Origin of the sequence: Lewinella sp., assembly GCF_050633125.1 — a bacterium.
Lineage (GTDB): Bacteria > Bacteroidota > Bacteroidia > Chitinophagales > Saprospiraceae > Lewinella.
On record NZ_JBOEFX010000143.1, the window covers coordinates 1 to 21,889 of the forward strand.

General features: G+C 42.6%; 14 protein-coding genes. 7 read left to right on the forward strand and 7 right to left on the reverse strand.

From position 1 onward, the window contains the following. Positions 1–143: 143 nt before the first annotated feature. From ACRBG0_RS25600 to ACRBG0_RS25630, 7 genes are read right to left on the reverse strand one after another with little or no spacing between them, the layout of a single operon-like run. Complete coding sequence (locus tag ACRBG0_RS25600) at positions 144–1,103, reverse strand: hypothetical protein (protein ID WP_431489680.1); 960 nt, start codon at positions 1,101–1,103, stop codon at positions 144–146. A gap of 6 nt (positions 1,104–1,109) precedes the next feature. Beyond that, positions 1,110–1,640 carry a hypothetical protein gene (locus tag ACRBG0_RS25605; protein WP_431489681.1) on the reverse strand — a complete coding sequence of 177 codons (531 nt, stop codon included), beginning with the start codon at positions 1,638–1,640 and terminating at the stop codon, positions 1,110–1,112. Between the two features lie 4 nt (positions 1,641–1,644). Next, positions 1,645–2,811 carry a type II secretion system F family protein gene (locus tag ACRBG0_RS25610; protein WP_431489682.1) on the reverse strand — a complete coding sequence of 389 codons (1,167 nt, stop codon included), beginning with the start codon at positions 2,809–2,811 and terminating at the stop codon, positions 1,645–1,647. Then, positions 2,801–3,277 (reverse strand): PulJ/GspJ family protein, encoded by a 477-nt coding sequence (locus tag ACRBG0_RS25615; protein ID WP_431489683.1) that lies wholly within the window; start codon positions 3,275–3,277, stop codon positions 2,801–2,803. Before ACRBG0_RS25615 ends, ACRBG0_RS25610 begins: the two co-directional genes overlap by 11 nt. Then, entirely contained in the window at positions 3,274–3,612 is a 339-nt protein-coding gene (locus ACRBG0_RS25620) for a pilus assembly FimT family protein (RefSeq protein ID WP_431489684.1), read from the reverse strand. The genes ACRBG0_RS25615 and ACRBG0_RS25620 overlap by 4 nt, the downstream gene beginning before the upstream one ends. Next, positions 3,600–4,853: a hypothetical protein gene (locus tag ACRBG0_RS25625; RefSeq protein WP_431489685.1), complete on the reverse strand. Its 1,254-nt coding sequence runs from the start codon at positions 4,851–4,853 to the stop codon at positions 3,600–3,602. Before ACRBG0_RS25625 ends, ACRBG0_RS25620 begins: the two co-directional genes overlap by 13 nt. After that, positions 4,831–6,531: a carboxypeptidase regulatory-like domain-containing protein gene (locus ACRBG0_RS25630; protein WP_431489686.1), complete on the reverse strand. Its 1,701-nt coding sequence runs from the start codon at positions 6,529–6,531 to the stop codon at positions 4,831–4,833. Before ACRBG0_RS25630 ends, ACRBG0_RS25625 begins: the two co-directional genes overlap by 23 nt. A 167-nt stretch (positions 6,532–6,698) precedes the next feature. Between ACRBG0_RS25630 and ACRBG0_RS25635 the strand changes: the two genes are divergently transcribed. From ACRBG0_RS25635 to ACRBG0_RS25665, 7 genes are all read left to right on the forward strand, one after another. Then, positions 6,699–7,106, forward strand: a complete 408-nt coding sequence (locus ACRBG0_RS25635; RefSeq protein ID WP_431489687.1) for a type IV pilin protein — start codon at positions 6,699–6,701, stop codon at positions 7,104–7,106. A 2-nt stretch (positions 7,107–7,108) separates the two neighbouring features. Then, positions 7,109–7,567 carry a hypothetical protein gene (locus ACRBG0_RS25640; RefSeq protein WP_431489688.1) on the forward strand — a complete coding sequence of 153 codons (459 nt, stop codon included), beginning with the start codon at positions 7,109–7,111 and terminating at the stop codon, positions 7,565–7,567. A gap of 69 nt (positions 7,568–7,636) precedes the next feature. Then, positions 7,637–9,049 (forward strand): GspE/PulE family protein, encoded by a 1,413-nt coding sequence (locus tag ACRBG0_RS25645; RefSeq protein WP_431489689.1) that lies wholly within the window; start codon positions 7,637–7,639, stop codon positions 9,047–9,049. A 128-nt stretch (positions 9,050–9,177) separates the two neighbouring features. Then, positions 9,178–11,217, forward strand: a complete 2,040-nt coding sequence (locus ACRBG0_RS25650; protein WP_431489690.1) for a hypothetical protein — start codon at positions 9,178–9,180, stop codon at positions 11,215–11,217. After that, positions 11,217–12,425: a hypothetical protein gene (locus tag ACRBG0_RS25655; protein WP_431489691.1), complete on the forward strand. Its 1,209-nt coding sequence runs from the start codon at positions 11,217–11,219 to the stop codon at positions 12,423–12,425. Before ACRBG0_RS25650 ends, ACRBG0_RS25655 begins: the two co-directional genes overlap by 1 nt. 266 nt (positions 12,426–12,691) lie before the next feature. Then, positions 12,692–20,857, forward strand: a complete 8,166-nt coding sequence (locus ACRBG0_RS25660) for an RHS repeat-associated core domain-containing protein (RefSeq protein ID WP_431489692.1) — start codon at positions 12,692–12,694, stop codon at positions 20,855–20,857. Positions 20,858–20,861: 4 nt separating this feature from the next. After that, positions 20,862–21,398 carry a hypothetical protein gene (locus ACRBG0_RS25665; protein ID WP_431489693.1) on the forward strand — a complete coding sequence of 179 codons (537 nt, stop codon included), beginning with the start codon at positions 20,862–20,864 and terminating at the stop codon, positions 21,396–21,398. Positions 21,399–21,889: the final 491 nt, after the last annotated feature.

Sequence of the window (21,889 nt, forward strand, 5' to 3'; positions counted from 1 at the left end):
TGTTTCTGTTGGTGAGTAATCCCGGTCGGTGTAAAGGGGCTGATCATCATCTTTACCCAGATAGGTCCACACCTGGTAAACAATTGCTCCCCAGATGATGGCCACTAAGGTGAAAAGTAAATACTGTATCGGCTTTGAATTCTTCATTCCACGATGAATTTTCGACTTGCAGTTAGATCGGAAAGGTTGCCAGCGGCATCCACTGAACGTACCTGCCAGAAATAGTCGCCCGGTGCAAAGTTCATACTCTGATCGTCTAAATCTGTACTTCCGGTAAGGCTGGCCTTTTTGAAAAAGAGACTATCCAGGAAGCTGTCGGCAAAAACATAGAGGGTGTCGCGTTGGCTATCATTACTACTTTGCCAACTAAAATCAGGGCTTTGGGCACTGAAGAGCAGGGTGTCATTTTCCATCGGTAAATTCAGAACGGGTGATGGAGGAGGTGTTACGTCGATAGTGAAATTTCGAGTACTATAATTGGTAAAGCTATTTGAAATTTCACTCTCTGCACGAACGCGCCAGTAATATTGGTTTTCCTCGAAGTCATCTAAGGAAATTGAGGTATTGGTAAGTAAGCTATCCTGGATAAGCGTTGAGAAGTCAGCATTTGTGCTGAGCTGAAAGCGATAATTGGTAGCTGCTGCTAGCGGCGACCACTCCCAATAAACATTACCATCTCCAATACTTGTGTTATTTGATGGCAAAATAAGAGAAACAGCTTGTGTACTTAGGTCTGCACTAACGTTACTTTGTAGTTGGAAACCCCATTCCTGACAACAAGCAGAAGCATAGGCTTCATTAAATGCCACTACTCGCCACTCATAACTTCCGGGTGCGAGCATTACTGTTAAATTGCGTGCGGTAGTAATGCTGTCGATGACTAGCGTCTGGATGTTTTCAAAATCTGGTGTTGCTATTTCTACTTGGTAATCAAGAGCGTCGGGTAGGTATTCCCAACTTAAGGTAACCGCTGAGCCAATCAACTGGTCTCCATCCTGAGGAGCCCGAAGTAGCACTTGTTCGTCTGAAATATCAGGAATGATAACGTCTGAACAATGCCATAATAAACAAGTGGTAAGTAAGATCAGAAAGAGGTATTTCATAGCGCATTAATTTTCAATTTCAATATTTTGTAGATGGAGCTCTACTTGTAGTTCTTGTTGTCGGGAGCGCCTGCTTTTTTTTACCAACGCTAAATCGCAGTGTACCAGGTAACCGAGATGTTCCTTATGCTCCATGTAATACATGAGCCTCAGGATGTCATGGTACGTACCCGCAACTCGTATGGGGCTGGTGATAAAATTTAGTTGATCTTGTTGCCAACGTTGATCCTCCCCGAATTCTAGTAGATTAAGATGGTGTTCTGCACAAAAAGTGCTCACTTTAGCGAATAAGTTATTCCTATCGTAAGGGCCTTGAAGAAATTGTTGGTCGTTTACTTGAAGCTGTTGCTCTAGTTGGGCAATGACCAGAGGAGCATCATCGATGTTTTGTAGCTGAATTGATTTTTCCGTTAATTCATTTTTTAGCTTTAGCGTTTTGCGAATGCTTAAAAAATAGGACGCTAATGCTAATAGGGCTAGACCGCCCAGGGTAATCCACCAACGTTGCTGAGATGTATATTGACTTAAATAATTCATAAGCTTATAATCCAAAATTGGTGACTAATTTGAAAATCGGCAAATACATAGAGACTAAAACGATACCTACCGTAATCGCGAGGAAAACGATCAACAAAGGTTCAAGTAAACTGCCTAGTAACTTGGTTTTTTGCTCCACCTCTTCATCATACTGCGCTGCAATTTTTTCTAACATCTGAGGTAAATGATTGGTTTCTTCTCCAATTTTTATCAGTGCGAGCATCCGGGCAGGGACAATTGTAACTTTCTGTAGACTTTCGTGTAAAGCTTGACCGTGTAATATTTGTTGTTGTACGTTGATTAATTTACTGCTGATTGGATGAAAATCTACCATGGTTCCAACCAATTCTAGTGCCTGAGTAAGCGGAACACTGGAGGACAGCAAGAAACTAAGCCCATGATTGAACCTACTCAAGTATACTTTTCGAATCAACGGCCCAAATAGGGGTAAACGAATCATCAGTGCTGCTCCACTTTGTTTCACTAAATCAGCCTTGCGAAAGTAAAACCCTACTATACCCAAAACGACTGTGCCAACGGTTAGATAAGGCAGCGATTTATTAAGTTGATCTGAAAAATTGATAATAAACTGGGTAATCCCTGGTAGTTCTTGATTGAGTCTTGCGTAGATGTCGCCAAAAAGAGGGACCAGAAAATTGAGTAAAAAAAGTAACGAGAAGCCTGCAACGACCAACACTAATATCGGATAGGAAAGTGCACTCATCAACAATCGCCGCAATTGGATATTTTTAGCAAAATGAGTAGCCAGACGTTCCAGTACCGGCAACAACTTGCCACTCTCTTCTGCGATACGAATACTGGACAATTCGTAAGTGGAAAACTGTTGGGTTTGTTCCATCGCTGCTGCAAGGCTGGCTCCATCTACGAGCGTTTGGTAGACACTGGCAAAAACATTACGAATTTTCTCTTTAGGCTCATTGGCCTGGATAAGTTCCAGAGCGGAGCGAATATCCAGCCCTGCTCGCAGCAAGACGGCTAATTCAGAGAACAAGGCCTCTTTGTGCTGCCAACTAAGTCCTCCTCCGAATAACTGAATATCCCGATTGAGGAAATCCATCCAGCTACCGGATTGGGCGGCATTGGTGGATTTTTTGAATGTCGGGTCAACCGACCTTTTTTGCTGTTTTAATTGATTTAGATCAATGCTCATTTTCCCATAGTATCAGATCGTGTGCGCTATATGTTTTTTCCAGATTGACGTCTTTTGCAAAATCAGTGAGTCCAACAATTATTCTCACTTGGTCTATTAGTCCTTCTCCTTGCTGGTGATCAAAGGAAGATTCCTGTATCATTAAGTTTACGGCAAAACTATCTTGGTGTTGCATTCCGTTTTGTCGAACCAAAAGCGAAGGTGAAAACGCATACCTAATACTGTCTTGCTGGTTCAGAAAAGTCAATGAAGCTCCTTGCCGTACAATGTATTGACTACGGGCGAAATCCCATTTCAGTAATGTAACACTTCGTCGGGTATCTTCAACTTCTGCCTGTTGGTCTTTGAATTGATTGAATTGCAATTTGATGAGCCGTAATCCAGAAAAGGACAGCGAAACAATAATTGCGGTAAGCGTTAAAACCACCATCACCTCCAGTATGGTAAAGCCGGATAATTTCTTCATTCTATCCGTGTTTTCAAGGTTTCATAATGAAAGGTGCGCTGGTCAGGTGTTTCACAGCGGAGTATCAATTGATAAAGATTTTGGTCGCGATCTAGAGGTTCTACCGTATGGATAATACGATAACCTAAGGTGTCCCAAGTGGATTCGCGCCATAATCCCTCTCTCTCGATTTGTATGGCGCGTTGTCTTAGTAAAAGTGCTGCATGAAATTCTTGTAAGGTATGATTATTGGTCAGTAATTGTCCAAAGCAAAACCAAGCTGTCCCCAGTGCAATGGTTAGGATAGCTAAGGCCGTTGTTGCCTCTATAAGTGATGATCCTTTTAGTCTAGCCATTGTGCTACAGCTTTGTTACCGGTATTCCAGATCATCGGTTCTACCCAGTGCTGGGAACGAGAAGGAGCGTCAATACGCCCATTAACCAAGTAATTAAAAAAGAATTGCCCACTATTGCCCCTATAAAAAAAGTTGTCACAATAAACGCTTCCGGTAATCTGCCCGGAAAACTCTAATCCTCCCTGCCAAATGACCCTGCCTTGTAATGCTGTTTGTTGTAAGGTTGCTAGTAATTGCTGATCATCGTTAGTGCTATTTTTTAGCCCCAGTACTGTTCCTTCAATTTTGCACTCCTTTCCAATACGAAGCCGACCGGATTGCCGCCGAGAAAAGCCACTTTTTGGTAAAATCGCTAAAACGGAAGGATATGTGAGGTATACCTGTGTACCCAGCGAAATTTCAAGACTGGCAATAGCTTGAAGTTGACCTGTAAATCCGGTGTCTATTTCAATACTGGGTGCTCTTAGTATTAGCCCGTTTAAGCGAGCGTTTTCTCCTATCCGAATTAGCGAATCGGCTTCAAGTACGATAGGTCCATACCAGTTTTGACGCTCCAGTTCAAGTACTTTACCTTTTATCAATATTGGTATTTGGTTAAAGGAAAGGTGAAAACTATCGCCTAACTCTCGAATAGTATATTGCTCATGATCGAAGCTCGATTGCTGGTTATTAAGAACATCTAAATCCAGAGAAGGGAGTGTACCGTCACCACTGGAACTACTACCAATAATGGCTTGCCCTGCCTGAAAAGGAACGCCGTTTACCGTGGTGGTCGTTATTCCGCCCCTGGGCACAATAGCCCGGCCAACGAGCTGACTGGTACCACTTAGCGCTAAAGCCTTACGGGTATCCAGCATTTCCAGGCAAGTATGTGCGGGAGATTTGCGACCTATCAAGGCGGTTTTGGTGATTGCACTGGAAGAAGGGGCGACAGGTGTACAGCTAATGAGTTCAAAAAACCCCCAGGGGCGTTTAGTCATCAAAATACTGTCGGTGGTAAAAGGAAAGTATTCCTGATCTATTGTCCTTTCTTGTGATTGAGCATAGAGAAAAGCGGATTCAACCGACTCGATATTTTCCCATATAGCGATATCTCGCTGATGAGCACCTCGGTAGTACATCCAAATGCTTATTAGTGCAGTAAGAAGAATACCAATCAGTGTAGTAATTAACAGCGCGTAAAAAAGTGCCGTCCCTTTAAGCCGTTGAGGAAATTCCTTAAAAGGGATCATCACGGACATAGGCATTGATTTGGGTCACCGATTCAAAACGCTGACGTAGTGCCGCTGCTGCACCTCTGGAATCTAAATTACCGAGACAAACGGCAAAGTAGCCCGAATCTGATAGCTTAACAATCTGAGCATCATCGAATCCGGCAGCTTTAACTTCGGCCAAACGGCTTTCAGCGTTACCACGACGGGAAAAAGTACCCGCTATGACAAAAAAAGCAGCTTCATTGCCTACTGTTCGGAAAGGACTGGCGGTAGTGTTTCTTTGCTGGTTAGCCGCAGTTGTTGCAGGACGATTATCTGATTCGGCTTCGGCAATCCTGGTGTCAGGACGAGAAGGGGAATACTGGGGCTGAGCACGCGGGCGATCACTGGGCAAATACAGCACCACATCCTGGGGCAAGTCAATACAGTTAGCGGAGAGAAAAACACGCTCCTGCAAACGCTGATAGCCTTCACTTTCAACAATAATATCATAGGCTTCATTACAAGGAAGACACACAGAAAAGTTTCCGCGATTGTCGCTATAGGTTGTTTTTAGTAAGCGTCCACGTTGATCCTTTAAGTGAACTGCGGCTCCGGCTATCGCAGTGTTTTTTGCAGCTGGTTGTACGGTGCCGCTTAATTCACCGCAATCGGGCTTAGGGATTAACGCTACCAGATAAGTGTCCTGAGCTTGTGCAGCGTTGATTCTTAACTGGTGAGGACGATATCCTTTTTGGGTAATAAATAATACATAATTCTGCTCCTCTACATTAAGCTGATAATAACCATCTTCATCAGTATAGCCGAAAAACTTAAAGCGAGGGTCTTCTGCGGCAAGCTGAAACTGACTGATCTTGATAGACACCTGCTTGAGACCTTGCCCACTTTGTTGATCTGTGACAAAAATCTGAACTTTGTGTTCTTGAGGAGCAGAAATAGCACTACTACTACTACTACTACTACTACTACCATCCTCTGCCGAGCTTTTTGCGGGTGTTGATGGTTGAACAGTATTGGAATTGCCGCGACGCGTACGCGTGCGATTAGGAACTTGGGCATCACGAGTACTACCACTGCTTTTTCGAACATCGGAAGACGGTTGCTCCTTAGTGGTTGCTTGGCTATCCGCGACAGCGGTAGAATCCGTACTTGTCTCTTTTTCTTTAACAGGAACTAATTCACCATTACGGTATTTTTCAGTGCTGCTTAGTGTTCCTTGCTCGTAAATTTCCGTTTCACCGTGTAATTCACCTTTCTTATACGCTGATTTTACGTGCAGATTACCTTCATTGTCATACTGTTCGAAATCTCCGTGCAGTTGCCCCTCCTTGTATTCTGCTATTTGGTACAATTGCCCCTCTCGCCAATGTTTCCATTGTTCAACTTGAAGACCATACTCAAATTCACCTTCTTCTAGTAGGACCATATCCTTACTGAAGCGTTGAAACTTACCATGGAGTAATCTACCTAAATGACTGCCCTGAGTGACAATGATTCGTTCCCGATAATAGGTATAGTAATGAAGATTGAAGCTGTGCTTAATGTCAGATTCTTCCAAAAAGGCATGCATTCTGACAACAGAAGTGTCATCTTGAATCGTAACGGCCTGAATTTGATCAGGATTTACTTTTCGATTTTGTGCACAGAGGTTACTAATAGTAAGTACCCCCAATAAGAGAGAGAGCAAATAGTTTTTCAAAAACATTTGGGATGATCTTAAATCTGCAAAACAGGTAATACGTGTAAGAGCACTAATTGTTTCCAATCATTGTGAAGATAACACATTTTGCGAAACCCTTATATGAATAAATGTTAAATATTAAATTCTATTGCAGCAGTATTTTATTTAATGTAATATATTTGGAGAAAAAGATGAGACAACGCGACTTTCGACTTAAAGCATTTACCCTCACTGAACTATTGGTTGTATTGGTTATTATTGGCATTTTAATGCTTATCGCATTACCAAATCTAATGCCTTTAATTGCTAAAACCCACAGCCTAGAAGCCCAGCAGGCGCTTACAACTATTCAGAAACTGGAACGATCCTATCATCAGATGCACGTAAAGTATACGGGGGATCTATTAGAGTTAGGTTTTGAACCAGAAAAAACAATTACGGAAGGAGGAAATGCTAAATATGCGATACAAATTACGGACGCAAGCCCTACGGGATTTACCGCTAAAGCAGTGGCGGTCGTAGACTTTGATCAAGATGGTGTTTTTAATGAGTGGGAAATTGATCATACCGGTACCCTTCGAGAAATTGTAAAGGATTAATCGTGCTAGCATTTTTTTTGCAAATTTCAATACTCCTTTATCTGGCTTTACAAGATTGGAAGCACAGGTCGGTTCCTCTGTGGAGTTTATTGCTTTTTATGGTTGTTAGTTATTGTACCGTTCAGCATGAATGGCAATGGACTGATATGGTTTTTAATGTTTGTTTTCTATGCTTACAATTCATTCTATTGGTTGGTTATTTCGTTCTGCGAAAATACCCTTGGCGTAGTGTTATTGGGGGGATGATTGGTTGGGGAGATATCGTTTTTATTTTCCTGACGGCTTTATATCTATCTCCATTTTGGTTTTTAGCAAGCTATCTGATTGGATTAATCGGGACGCTTCTAACTGTGTTTTTAACAGGAATGTACCGTAAGGATAATTTTACGATTCCATTGATTAGTGGATTAGCTCTAAGTCAGGGAATTGTTTTGATAATTAAATATTTAAATTTTTCCTAAGAAACATTTTATAACAGAATAACGTAAACACAATTCTACTCAACGGCGAGAGAAAACTACAGCGCTTCGATGAAACTATGGGAAAACATAAGCGCAGAGGCTCTTCAAGTGCTTTCTGCGGAGCAAGCCTGGCATTATCAGGTGATACCCTATCGAATAGATAGTGGGAAGGTTTATCTATTTGGCAAGCAAAACACTTCTTCTTTACGCGAAGAGCTCGAAATTCTCTTGGGGCTTGTCGTAGAGATCTCACCTCTTGATTCAGAGGAGTTACAACGCAGTATTGGGAAATATTACCGAAAAGTCAATCTTGAGAGAGGCCAGGTGCGTACGGTCGATAGCGGTGATCGCAATTTTCTAAACCAGCTTATACAAGAAGCTCAGCAATTAGGCGGGAGCGACATCCACCTGGAAGCCTTTGAACATGCTGCCAGGGTTCGTATCCGAATAGATGGGGTATTGATCGAAAAATATAAACTGGAAAAAACAGCCTACCCAGGTTTAATCAACCAAATAAAGATCAAAGCCAATCTGGACATTTCTGAAAAGAGACTGCCCCAGGATGGCCGTATTTTTGTAGGCCAGGGATCGGATCGTCTTGATATCCGGGTATCCAGTCTTCCTACACTGCACGGAGAGAAGATAGTGATGCGCTTGTTGGCGCAAAATGCCGAAGCACTTTCCATCTCATCACTCGGATTTGGAGAGCAAGAATTGGAATATTACCTGGAGAGTATTCGTCGCCCCAACGGAATTGTGCTCATTAGTGGACCTACAGGCTCAGGAAAAACGACTACTCTCTACGCCACTCTCCGGATACTCAACGAAACCCGCCGCAATATCATCACCATAGAAGACCCTATCGAATACACCCTGGAGGGTATTAATCAAGTGCAACTCAAGGAAGCCATTGGGCTGGATTTTGCCAGTGCCATGAGAACCTTTTTGCGGCAAGACCCTGATGCTATCATGGTTGGGGAAATTCGGGATTTGGATACCGCGTCCATGGCCATCCGGGCCTCGTTGACAGGACATTTAGTCTTGTCTACCATCCATACCAATTATGCTTGGGGAATTATTAGTCGCTTACTTGATATGGGAGTGCCAGCATATTTGTTGGCCGATACGCTGAATGCTGCTGTAGCGCAGCGACTGGTGCGTTTGTTATGCACTGACTGTAAAGAGGAAGCACCTTTCACTAATGATTTATTGCCTCGTAGATTTTTAACCAATGAAATTCCTACGGTGCATTACCTCGCGAAGGGCTGTGAAAAATGCTTTTATACAGGATACAAAGGCCGTAAGGCCATTTATGAAGTTATTCCCATTGATCGGGAATTGAGTCAACTTATTCGTGATAAAAACCTGGATACTCAGGACGTATTAAAAAACAAAGGAATTATCTCTCTGGCTGAAAACGCTTTTGCATTATTAAAACGGGGAGATACTTCTCTCCAGGAAATTGCTCCTCTCTTATCTTAGAACAGCACGAAAATAGATTGCGATTTTGGTTTTCATAATAGTTAACTAAGCGGTTCATTTAAAGTGTGTTAACTATTTGAAAGACTCAAAAAAAATCGCAATCTATTTTCTGCGCAATATCAAGTACAATGAAGAATACACGCGCTTTTATTTTGTTCCTATTACTATTCAGTCTGGTTGGACAAATAGCTGCTCAAAAAGAAGCCGAACGACTGGCTCGTATTGATAAACGACTCAATATACTGATTGAGGAGGGGGCTGCGCTTGGAAAACCGGTAACCATTTCCCTCACAGGCTCTCTACAGGAATTGGTGAGCTTTTTGGCAGAAAGCACAAGTACCAGTATTACCGTTGAACCAGGTCTCAACCGACAGGTCTCCGTTACTTTCAATAAGATTCCTGTCAATGATATACTCTTGTATCTCTGCGACAACTATAAATTAGACCTGCAACCCACGGGTGATATTATTCATTTGCTCACCTATGTACCTCCGCCCGACAAACCGAATATTCGGGAGCCTGAGATAGGCTTTGACGCCCGTAGTGGACTGCTGAGGATGAATTTGCGCGGAGACACCCTCAGTGAAGTATTACGAAAGGTTTCCCAGGTGAGTGGGCAAAGCGTTACTGCTGCGCCGCTGGTCCGTAATCGGCGAGTTACTACCTATATCAATAATCTGCCGCTGGAGGCAGCGCTGGACCAGTTGGCCAAAAGCAATGAGTTGCAAGTGACCTTTGCCAATGGCTATTACCTACTGGAAGACGAGCAGGCTTCTGACCCCTTCGGCACAGGAACGAATACTTCAGGGGAAGCTGCTACAGCTGATGACAATCAACGAAGGAGCAGGAATAATACCAGTGAGACAAGTACAACTGCAAGTAACCTCCGGCTGCGCCGTTCAGGGGATGATCGCATCAATGTACAGGCTGAAAATATTCCGATGAGTGAATTGATCAAGGCGGTAGCCAAAGAACTCGACCTCGACTATTACATCCTCTCCGGGATGCCTGCGGGCAATCCTGTAGCAGGAAACCGGAATACGGGCAATCGCAATACGACCGTAACCCCTGCCACTATTCCGCTGGATCAGGAACTGGTGAGCCTTCAGGTGAAGGATAAAAATTTTGCAGAATTGCTAACCGATCTGTTTCGTAATACCGACTACACTTTCGAGTACCAACGCAAAACTTATGTGATCGGTCCTCGTACAGGAGAGGGACTGCGTACCATCAGAGTATTCCAGTTTCAGTACCGCTCTGCTCGTGGGATAGAAGCCTATGTGCCTGAAACCCTTCGGGAGGGGGTTGTCATTGATACCCTATATGAGTTGAACAGCTTGGTGCTTACAGGCTCTGAAAACAACATCGAAGAAATCTCCTATTTTCTCCATAAGTTAGATCGGGTAGTTCCGGTCATCACCATTGAGCTGACCATCGTTGATGTACAGTCCAATAAGCTGGAGGAATACGGGGTAGAAGCAGGCTTGGTGAGTGGTGGACGTGAGCGCGGCGGACGTATTATCTCAGGCGACGATGGGCAGAATGGCGTAGATTTTACTTTTAGCCCCGGTGCCGTCAACAGGGTTTTGGACCTGTTGGAAGGCCAGGGTTTAGTGAATTTGGGGCAGGTTTCGCCAGACTTTTATCTGAGCTTATCTGCCTTGCAGGCCGATGGTTTAGTGGATATCAAATCCACGCCCAAACTCTCTACCATGAACAGTCATCCGGCTTATTTAAGTATTGGCGAAAAGCGCTATTACCAGGAGCAGCAAGTAAACTTCCCAGGTTCTGATCGTCCTATTCCGGTACAGTCAGTCATTTTCAAGGAAATTGAAGCCAATCTACTGATTGAGATCAATCCTATTGTTTCCGGTGATGAGCAAGTAACCCTGGAGATCATCTTCGAGCAATCGGAGTTTTTATCAGATACAGGGCCTAATGCACCACCACCGCAGGTATCTCGCCGCTTCGAGAGCATGATAAGGGTACGAAACGGCGAGACCATTGTATTAGGCGGATTGGAGCGAGAGCTGAAGTCAAGTTCCATTAATGGTTTACCGTGGATCAGCCGGATACCTGTGATCGGTTGGCTATTTGGTAAACAACGCAAAGCACGGCAGAAAAATAAACTGCTGATTTTCCTAAAACCCACGATTATCAATGGCTGATGAAAGAGAAAATTAGAAATTGGCTTTATCGCCGGGTAGTAGGCGTACAGTGGCAGCTGGGAGCGAGCGAGCAAGCCTTTCGGGCAGTCGTTTGTGCGCAGCAGAAAGGACAATTAGTCATCGAGCAAGAATTTTCAGGCCTGGATAGCTTGGCCGAATTGAAGGCTGCTACAGGCGATACTATGCCTGTTGTCTTGGTTGTGACAGGAAAGGGCCTTTTGGAAGGAGCTATGAATGCTGGGGATGGGGCCAACTGGCCCGAGATATTGCACCAGCGATTGCCAGGAGCCGATCCTACGATTTTTGTGGGGCAGGTTTCGCAAACCCCTACTCGGGTAAGTGTACTTCGCAAAGATGCCTTAAAAGAGGTTCTCGATACTTTTAAGGCAGAGAGGATACCGCTGGTAAATATTTACCTGGGCTTAACCGCCATTACTCAGGTCTTGCCTTTTTTGCCAGATCATCAGGCTTTGGCAACTGCGCCCTACACACTACAGGTTGAAGACCATCGCTTGGTCGATTTTGCGGCCCTGTCGGAGGAACAAACCGCTACGGGGATTACGATTGGTGAACAAACGATCAGTAGTCGACTACTTTTGCCCCTTGGGGCAGCCATTGATCAATTGATTGGACACGAGCCCATCGCTTATGGCTTTCCATCGGCTTTAGGTCAGGATTTTGAACGCGATCAGTATACCCGAATATTGGGCTTGGGAGGGCTAGGCATCCTCTTTTTTGCCCTTCTAATTAACTTTTTTGTGTACAACCAAACGGCACGTTCGCTGGCGCAAGTTGAAGGAGAACTTTATTACTCCCAAAGCCTGCTGAGCAAGATGGATAGCCTAAAGACACAACTCAGCCAACGACAAACCATATTAGGGGATCAGCCACTGCGCCCCACCCAGCTGTCTCTCCTCGCTGATGAAATAGCAAGGACCATTCCTCCGGAGATAAAACTCTTGCAGCTACAGTGTTTTCCAGTGGAAAAGCCCAAGATAGGTGAGCGGGATGCACGGCTTACCTATGCCTCCTTTATACTGGTACAGGCCAAAACCTCGAATACCCAAAGCATCAATGAATGGATTGACCTTTTGGAAGGAAAACCTTGGTCAGCAATAGTAAAACTTCAACCTTTTCGGAATACCAAGAAAGACGAAGGTGAATTCGAATTACGAATAGAAATATCTCGAAAAGAAAAAGAAAGTTGAAATTAATTTTTAAAAACTACCAGAAAGGTTTGTATAATTGAAATAATATATATAAAATTGCTATCAGATATGACAACTGTAGCTTGTGTCTAAAGCAAGCAATGATTTAAGATACAAATGCGCTCCTCGCTCTGTTTTTAGTTTCCCGTAATAAAAAGAGGAGTTTTAGTTTTGAAAATGGTACAAGTCGTTATGACTTGTAGCTACATGCTATTACTATTATTTAAAATTCATGGTGCTTAGTGCCGTGGGTAACCCCCTATGTGATGATATTTAAAAAAATGCTTTCTCTTTGCTTATTTTATTTAGCACTTGCCTTTTTTGTAAATGCGCAAAACACGATTGGGAACGTAGCGTCTCCAAGTCCGAATGCTGCATCAGTAGGCAAATATGGTGAGACAAATATGAACTTAGCCAATGGTACGGCTAATGTATCTATCCCGTTATTTAATCTTCAGGATGGCTTTTATTCATTCCCCGTTGGATTGAGTTATCGTACTACACCAATGAGGCCGGATGAACATCCTGGATGGGTTGGAATGGGCTGGACACTAGGTGCAGGAGGGGTCATCTCCCGTCAAGTGCAAGGTACTATCGACGAAGAATCTTACGACGTTACCACCACGATCAATGGCCAGCCACAAGGCACCGATACACACAATCGTGGCTACCTCTATAATTATAGTGATTTGAACACTTCTAATTGGGACAGCGATGCTTCCTTAGAGAGTTATCAAGATATTGTTGGAATAAACACGAATGATACAGAACCAGATGTTTTTACTTTCAGTTTTCACGGAATTGTAGGAACATTTTTCTTAGGAGCTGATGGAGAATGGCACGTTGCTTCAGATCCCACCATAAAGATCGAAGTAAATGTAGGTACAGGGAGTTCTTATCCTCAAGTTCAGGAAAATCCTGTTCTTACAAACGGTGATTTAGTAAGACACACAGTAGTAGATAAGGCCATCAAAGGTTTTAAAATAACCCTAGGAAACGGATACATCTATTATTTTGGAAGTTTTGGTGGCCACGGGAACGAAAATGCCATTGAAAGCAGCTTCGATTTTAATTCACCTATCGATATTGACAATACCAATGATGCGTGGCATCTTACCGAAATTACAAATCCCCATACTGATGATGTCGTTAAATTTCAATACATGAAAGATGGGTATAATCTCTCGCTATTTCGAGAGATTATGTACAGTAAACAATCTGGTACAAGTAATTGGGAGTTTTCACCCAGAGACATGCCCTATAATTCTAATAATTGTTATGGTCCGGATTTGGATGGAGAATACTTTTTTGGCCGTGTAGTTTCACCAAGCTATCTCCAATCTGTGACCACACCATACTATGAAATATTATTTCAATCTTCTGAATCATTGCAGTTAGAATATGATTATGAAAAACTTTCAGAGAAGCGGACAGAATTTATAGAAGAAATAATGAATGTATGCGGTGAAATCAGTTCAACATATAATTTCTTCCAATCAAGTCGCTTCCCTGAAACTGGTGATATAGGAGTAACTTTTTGGACTTCTCCCATAGAGGGTATCCTGACAAGGGAAAGTGCAGAAAATGGAACACATGATATAAAATATCGGCAACTTAACAATGTAATCTTTAAGGATAAATTATCTGGTTCTACCATTAAAACTTTTAGCCTAAACTATGACAATGGTTCTGAAGAAAGATTGAGATTGGCGAGTGTAAAGGACAATTGCTTGCCTCCTTATTCTTTCGAGTATGAAGAAGGTAGTCAATTGCCCGCCGAATATTTTTCACCACTGGGTTTGACAGATCATTGGGGGCATTATAATGGTCGGGTGGTTCCTAATATATCACCATGTCAAGACTTCTTAGATAATTGTGATTGTGAGGTAGATGAGTTTCATGAATGTGAACCTGGGGATCCAATTTATGATCAGTGTAACTACCTTTATGAGAATTGCACGAATGGTCTTGGTTTCTACTATGATGCCAGTACTGTTAACGAAGAGTACGTTACCCAGCACTATTCCCGCCGAGAACCTAGCTTTGAGCACCTTCAAGCCAATATTTTAAAGAAAATTATTTACCCTACAAGTGCGAGTACGTCCTTTGAATACGAACCACTTTACTATGACAGGGTAGTAACGAGAAGTCTACTCACTGGAGAAGATGCCATAGCTGGACCTCTTGACTGTAACTTACTCCTGGAGACTTGCCCCTGTGACGAAATTCAACCAGATTGTGGATGTAATCCGGGGTGCTCTGTTTATGATTATTGCTATCAACAGTACTTGGATTGCCAAGCTAGCCAACAAGAAGGAGATACCCCATTTGCTGGTCTAAGGGTAAGTGCCATTGTAAATGACCCTGGATCTGAACCGGTAATGCGACGAGAATTCACTTATGAAACAGGTATTCTTGGAGGTGAGATCCAGTATTTATGGCGTAATTTTGATTCTGGTCAAGGTCCCGTAGATCGATTTGTTTCAAGATCAATTTTTCCCGTTAGTACTACACATGGTAGTGTTGTGTCGTATTCGAGAGTAACAGAAACACAAGTGGGTATTGAAGATAACGGATATACTACGACTGAGTTTACCAACTTTGATACCCATCCAGACGATAGCTATAGAAATACAACAGAAGGGCAGGTGACAGCCTACACGGTCATTAGTTCAAATGCCGCAAAGCGAGGACTACCTTTGCGAATTACAGCAAAGGATGCCTCTGGAAATACGGTACGGGAAGTTGTCAATAGTTATGAGGAGATCACAACGGCTTATCGATCCTTACCTGCTATTAAAGTTAACAGAATGTATATTGGAGATAGTGAGTGGTCGGTAGAAGCCACGGCTTATGATCTTCATATATATCCGTATCGTCTCACTTCTGCTTCTGTTTCTGAGTATGGACTAGAAGGTGCCGGTTTGCGTGCTTATACAAAAACGTACAACTACAATCCTGGCTATGCATTACTCAATTATGAAACAATTTCAAACTGGGATGGTATCCATAAAACAGTTTACTTTTATCCGGCAGCAACAAATGAGTATTCTAATCTTCATGAACTCCATATTTTATCCACTCCGGTAATTGTTAAAGGATATCTCAATACTACCTTAGCCGGTGGACAAAAACTACAATATAATAGTGAAGGTCTGCCTATCCGTGAATACGAAATCTTACACACGGGGGAAGAACTTTTGCGAAGAACCATCAATCAGTATAATGATGAAGGTCTTCCTTTGGACTATACCGCCATGGGAGAACTGACAGAATACTACGACTGGCAAGATGGTCTGCTAATGAGTCAAAAATTTGGAGAATGGGTAAAATCATATTCCTACTACACTAGCGGGTATCGAGCACGTATGTTGCGATCTAGAAGTAGAATTGACGGTCAATCAGCTTCTTATGACTACGACGACTGTCGCCGACTCTCTGTTGAAAAAACACGAAGTGGTGCTGTTACTACTACTTACGGTTATGGGGCAGGCGCACCAAGTAGTCTGTCCATAACGACCACTTTCGGAGATGAAACCCCTACTCAAAGTGTAGTGAAGACTTTTGATGGTTTTGGACGACTAGTAGGTCACTTTACCAATGGAGTGATTACTTCCCAAAACACCTACGATGATTTAGGAAGAATCATCCGAATTGACGACCCAATTGCCCATACGAATTTCGTGCACGAATTATCTCCGTTGAATAGAATTACCGAAGAACACTATGTAGATGATACCAAGGTTACCTATCAGTATTTAGCAGAAGGTAGTTTAATGGGGGTAGCTCGTACAAATGAAAAAGAATTTGTTACAACAAGTTGGAAAGACGTTTTTGGACGATTAAAGAAAACCAAAGACCAAGAAGATAAATTTACCAATTATTGGTATGATTTCAGAGGTAATCTCGATAAGGTAACACTATCAATTGGGCCATCATACCGGTATACCTATGATGCCCGTAATCGGATGACTTCCAAGACAATACCAGATGGAGGTACTTCAGAGTTTTGCTATACCAATGCCAGTGATCGACTTTGCAGCATGACCGATGGTGATGGTAATACCCTCTACTATTTATACGATCAATATGGTCGGGAAACCGATGTCTATTGGAGCTATGGTGCTGGCGGCGGCGGATGTGCAGACGGTGGAGGTGGCGGATCGTTGGATAGCTACTGTTTTGGTGGAGATATTCCTGCAAGCGCAGACCCCGTTATCTCAAATACTTATGATACTCCTACGCTTGGTGGGAATAGTAAAACTCGGGTGACCAAGCGGGTGGCTAGTCTTATTGGCGCTGATGGCCAGGTAACCACACTTTATGGATACGATGGTTTCGGAAGGGTAATTCTTGAAAAAGAATCAACCCAAATTGATGGAGATCAATATGCCAATAGTCGAACCGTTTCCTATAATCTCGCGGACTGGGTTACAAAAACTTCCGTTGACGGAGTTTATGGTGCGCAGGATCAATATCGGCACAATAATTTTGGTCAAGTCATATACCATCAATCTACGAATGAGCACGGAGGAAGATTGGTAACTACCAGTACATACAATGACGCTCAGCAACCAACGATAACAAGATTTGGAGGTGGTCCTAACTCCTTCTTAGATGTACAAGCCTATTCCTATAATGATCGTGGCTGGTTAACTGATATTAATAGTGTTACGGAAGAGCTGATTGTAGCCTATACCCCCTGTGGAGAACCTTTGGGCGAGTCAGATATTTCGTACACTAGTGAAGAGGAGGTTACACCTTGTGAACTGCTGGAATTAATTACAGAAGGTCACGAAGTTACCATAGAAGGCCTGGATCCCTGTGATGATGAAGTTTGCGAAGTGGGAGATTACAGTGTAGCGATTCCTCTATGGGATAATGATATTCCTTACTTTCCGTGTACCCTCCGCTATCAAACAGGTATGCTGGTAGATAAGGTCAATACGGTAAGCGGAACTATTCCGCTGGATTTGACGATACTTTATCATGCGGACGACGCAGTCTACGACGACCATGCGAATAATAACTATGATTTATTTGGGCCCAACTTCGCACAAGACCCTGCAATTGTTGAGTTGCGCAATTCTATTTTATTGTGGTTGTCAACCAATGGCTTCTTTGTTCAGGATGTAGTTATTAGTCTCGGAACAGACAACAGGGGAGAACCTTTGACCATTAATGTTGATATCAGAGGTTCAGAGGTAGCTTTCAGTACTACGGACATCAATTATCATCATACCTGTTGGTCCGATGATCGTACAGTGGCGACTCCTGTACTCAATGAGAACACGCTGACATTTGGTTTTACTCCTTCCAATGTCAGAGAGATAGAATGTTCAGGAAATGGAGATGATCCTCCTCCCTATCCTCCTGTATGTACCGTGCCGGTGAAAGATTACGCTGTTGACTTTGATGTGTTTCTTAAAGAAGACTTTGGTAAAGAAGTTTCCTGCGAAAAAGGTCAGTGGGCTCGGGCAGAAAGCGTTTTGCTTACGGGGATTTACGGAGCGGATGGTAGTTTAGTTCCCCTCAATTATCCCTTTGAATTCACCCAAGATCCAGCTGCCAACCCTGATGTTGTACGGATACAACAAGAATTGTCACTCTGGCTGAATGGTACTTTCTATTTTGATGAGGTAGCCTATAACCAAGATCCTAAAGGAGACAATGCTTCTATTAAGATCATCGCTACTAATTATGATTTCTATCAGATATCATTAGAATACCCGATTTCATGTGTAGACGAAAATACGGGTACGGTACAAAGCACGAAGTATCTACCGCGGAATGCTTACTTCGAAAGTACGCGGAATTTACCGGATCGGCCATGTATTTTTGGAGAACCAGGAGGAAATAATGACCAAGATCAATCTTTTAACGACATTCTTACAAAGGCTCAAAACCTGACCGCCAGTGAAGTATTACTACCAACTTCTCTAAATGAAGTTTATGGATCAACTGGCCGTAAAGAGTGGCTATTGGATCAGGAGTTGGGAGAGCTTTCAGGAGAGTATACGGTTTATCACAAAATGGCATTGAACCATACTGGGCAACTCTTTGAATATACAGATCGTGCAGGACAGTTACACGCAGCTAATCTTAATGGTCTTTTAACAGCTCGAACCAATAGTAATGTTGACCAGTTGAATGGTATTGATCTTGGGTCCGATGCATTGGATGATGATGGTTGTAATACTGTAACCCCTTCTTGTTCGCCAGAGGAGCAAATTGCACAGGAAGAATCATTAGCCGTAATACTCCAAGCACAGCAGGATATTCTCAACAACTGTGAAGAATACATGGCGGAGCAAACGGAGCCTATCTGTTTTGCATTGGTGCTCCTTTGTGATGGCTCCACGACGACGATGCTCTGTGAGATGACAGAATACATCGAAGGGAACTATACGGTGTTAGATCAGATAGAGGTGAGTGGAACGGGGTCTACCGTAGTTGTAAATGTTGTGCGAAACCGAGCGTTATTTGCCATGCATTTTAATCATGAAGATAATGGTAATATCAGTCAGGTAAAGTGGAAAGTGACCAATCATATGCCGAAAAAATATGATTTAGCTTACTGGCCAACAGACCGCCTTTTGGAAGCTCAATATTCAGAGAGTTGGCTGGGTTCAGTAGGCAGTATGCCGACTACAGAAGAGGCCGGTAATTACACGGTGGAGAAGATTACCTATGACGAAGTGGGAAGTGTTATGTCGCTGACGCGGCACGGAATGGTACCAGGTGAGAATGACTGCCTTGAACCAGCTATTATTGATGAACTTCAGATGGTTTATCCTCGGAGAGGAACTTACGATTACACTACAGACAATATCTATCTAGATAAAGTGCTAGATGGTTTGTCTGAAAATCACGCAGATTATGGTTTTCCGAGTGCTCAAATAGGGGTTGTTCCTGAATTGCCTGCCTACGAATATGATGGTAACGGTAGTATTATCTCCGACCCTTATAGAGGGATATCAATGGAGTATAAGAATTTTCTTAACCTTCCAACCAAAATAGAAGGAGAAGGTGGTGTCATCAAAAATGTATATGATGCTACTGGCCGAAAAATAAGAACGACGTCAACTATTACTGGTGAGTATGTTGTTCAGGATTACATAGGTGGAGCACTGGTAGTAGACGACAAGGTGGAATCCGCGATGGGTGCTGGTGGCCGTTTTGTCTTCGAATACGAAGATGGTGGAGATGCAGTAACTGGCGTACGCGAAGAATATCACCATTTAGATCATCTGGGGAATACTCGATTAGCTTTCTCTGACCTGGACGGAGATCGTGTAATTGAGTTAGCGGATAACCTGGGGATGTCGACGGTGAATACGGAAATAATGCAGGAGAATCACTACTATCCCTTCGGCATGAATATGGCCGGATCCTGGTACTCAACAGTGAATCCGGTTAATGATTACCAATATAACGGCATAGAGTTTGAGGAATCGCTGAATTTGAATTTTGCTTATTTTCGTACCTTAGATCCGACCATTGGGCGATGGATGCAAATTGATCCGAAAGCGGAAACACTGTATTCCATAACACCATATAATAGTATGGCCAATAGCCCAATGCAATTCAATGACCCCAATGGTGACGTTATTCACATAGTTGCGGGTGCGGTAATAGGAGGAATTGTCAACGTTGCTCTTCATCTTCCAAAAATCAATAGTGCTGCAGATTTCGTTACGGCATTTGCAATAGGAGCTGTAGGAGGAGGAATTACTGCAGCAACAGGGGGGCTCGCTATTGGAATAGGCGCAGCTAATGGCGCGGCAGTTGGATTTGCTAGTGGAGCATTAGGGACACACTTCACTCAGGTTGGAAACCAAATTGCTTTTCAAGATTCATACAGTTGGGCTGAAACAGCACTTGGGGGAGTATTTCAAGGTGTTGGGGGGTATTTTGCAGGCAAAATAAATAAGGTGTCTATCTCTGCATCACTTGAGGTTGCGAAAAGCCAACCAAAAGATGGATTGGATATTGAACGTGGTTTATCAAAGGATGGGAAAAAAATACTTGATGATATTCCCGTCACAGAGTACATTCCTCCAACCGTCCAGTCCAGAATAAATATTACGGCAGGGTCAACTAGGTTTACTCCAACAAGGCCAAGCACAGGAGAAATAATGAGTGCTGGGTGGGACCATATGGTCGGGCAACATTTTAATAGACCATTAGCTAATAGTCGTTCAATTTTCAGTATTTCTGAAGAGAGCCTGAAATCTGTTTTGCAGAGTTCAGTAGTGGTGCGATCACCCGTAACTGCATTAGATATGGGGTTATTTGTAAGGACTGTAGACACAGGTCAAATTATTGGTAATACTGCTCTGAAATTTGGAGGACATTCTACCTCATGGGTGAAAATTTTTACTGATGCTCGAGGTAATTTCATAAATGCATTTCCTGTTCCTAAACTATAAATCTATGAATATTAGAAAGGAGTGGCAATTAATTCAGCAAAGTGTATTAGACGAACAGTTTAATATTGATCGAAATATTTTAATCAAGATGATTTTTGGCTTATTGAAGAAAATGAAATCTTCAATAATACAAGAAGATAAAGTGCTCTATGGAAAATATTTGTCATACTATGAAAATATAGATTTGTCAGATTACCACTTTAGATTTCTTTGGTTCGATTTAAAGGAGTTCTTGCAATATCAGGTTCTGAGAAAGACTCCTTCAAATACGGGTATCCTTATTCAAAGAATAAGGGATATTATTAGGGAACTCATTGTTTATAAATCAAATCGATTATGCAAGAGGTGTGGAGATGATGACTTACGTGTATTTGCAAAGCCTCCAACCAATACCGAGCCTATTTTGGTAGCGTTTATTTGTGATTGTTGCAATTATACAGAAGGACTAGATGAAAGAATGATGACCCCTACAAAAGGGTACTTTCCTGCGAAAGCCGAAATAATCGAAAGGTTTGGTATTGCTCCATCCAAAATCATCTAGAAAATTGTTATTATGAATAGATCTAATGTACAGATTTTTTGTACGCACTCGCCTGTGCTCGTCTCTACGAATTATCTGTACATTAGTTTTAACAATGGTGCGCCACTGTTTTCTGCACATTTAAGGGGCTATTAATTTATTGATGTAATCGGTGGTTTTTAAGTTGCTGATTGTCAGTGGCTTTAAAAGCAGGTGGAGAGGTGGAGAGGTGGAGAGGTGGAGAGGTGGAGAAATCTAATTTTAATAAATTCGACTTGTAGAACCTCATGAATTTTGTCCACAAATGCAAATCAATCTGAAGCTACTTCATACGTGCACTGATTATTAAGTGCTCATTTTTCTCAAACCGTGGCGCACAATTGTTCTAATATATGTTAATATGATTTTGGGTGGTATCAAATGTAATGCAAGGACGACAATTCAGACAGCACAATAACTCTTTAGTGAAGTTGTCTAAAAATGATTTGGGATAAAAGCGCGATTTGATATGA

Coding starts and splice junctions, on each gene's coding strand:
- ACRBG0_RS25655 (WP_431489691.1), top strand. CDS start 11,217: ATGAAAGAGAAAATTAGAAATTGGCTTTATCGCCGGGTAGTAGGCGTA.
- ACRBG0_RS25635 (WP_431489687.1), top strand. CDS start 6,699: ATGAGACAACGCGACTTTCGACTTAAAGCATTTACCCTCACTGAACTA.
- ACRBG0_RS25665 (WP_431489693.1), top strand. CDS start 20,862: ATGAATATTAGAAAGGAGTGGCAATTAATTCAGCAAAGTGTATTAGAC.
- ACRBG0_RS25660 (WP_431489692.1), top strand. CDS start 12,692: ATGATATTTAAAAAAATGCTTTCTCTTTGCTTATTTTATTTAGCACTT.
- ACRBG0_RS25605 (WP_431489681.1), bottom strand. CDS start 1,640: ATGAATTATTTAAGTCAATATACATCTCAGCAACGTTGGTGGATTACC.
- ACRBG0_RS25650 (WP_431489690.1), top strand. CDS start 9,178: ATGAAGAATACACGCGCTTTTATTTTGTTCCTATTACTATTCAGTCTG.
- ACRBG0_RS25610 (WP_431489682.1), bottom strand. CDS start 2,811: ATGAGCATTGATCTAAATCAATTAAAACAGCAAAAAAGGTCGGTTGAC.
- ACRBG0_RS25600 (WP_431489680.1), bottom strand. CDS start 1,103: ATGAAATACCTCTTTCTGATCTTACTTACCACTTGTTTATTATGGCAT.
- ACRBG0_RS25625 (WP_431489685.1), bottom strand. CDS start 4,853: ATGTCCGTGATGATCCCTTTTAAGGAATTTCCTCAACGGCTTAAAGGG.
- ACRBG0_RS25645 (WP_431489689.1), top strand. CDS start 7,637: ATGAAACTATGGGAAAACATAAGCGCAGAGGCTCTTCAAGTGCTTTCT.
- ACRBG0_RS25620 (WP_431489684.1), bottom strand. CDS start 3,612: ATGGCTAGACTAAAAGGATCATCACTTATAGAGGCAACAACGGCCTTA.
- ACRBG0_RS25630 (WP_431489686.1), bottom strand. CDS start 6,531: ATGTTTTTGAAAAACTATTTGCTCTCTCTCTTATTGGGGGTACTTACT.
- ACRBG0_RS25615 (WP_431489683.1), bottom strand. CDS start 3,277: ATGAAGAAATTATCCGGCTTTACCATACTGGAGGTGATGGTGGTTTTA.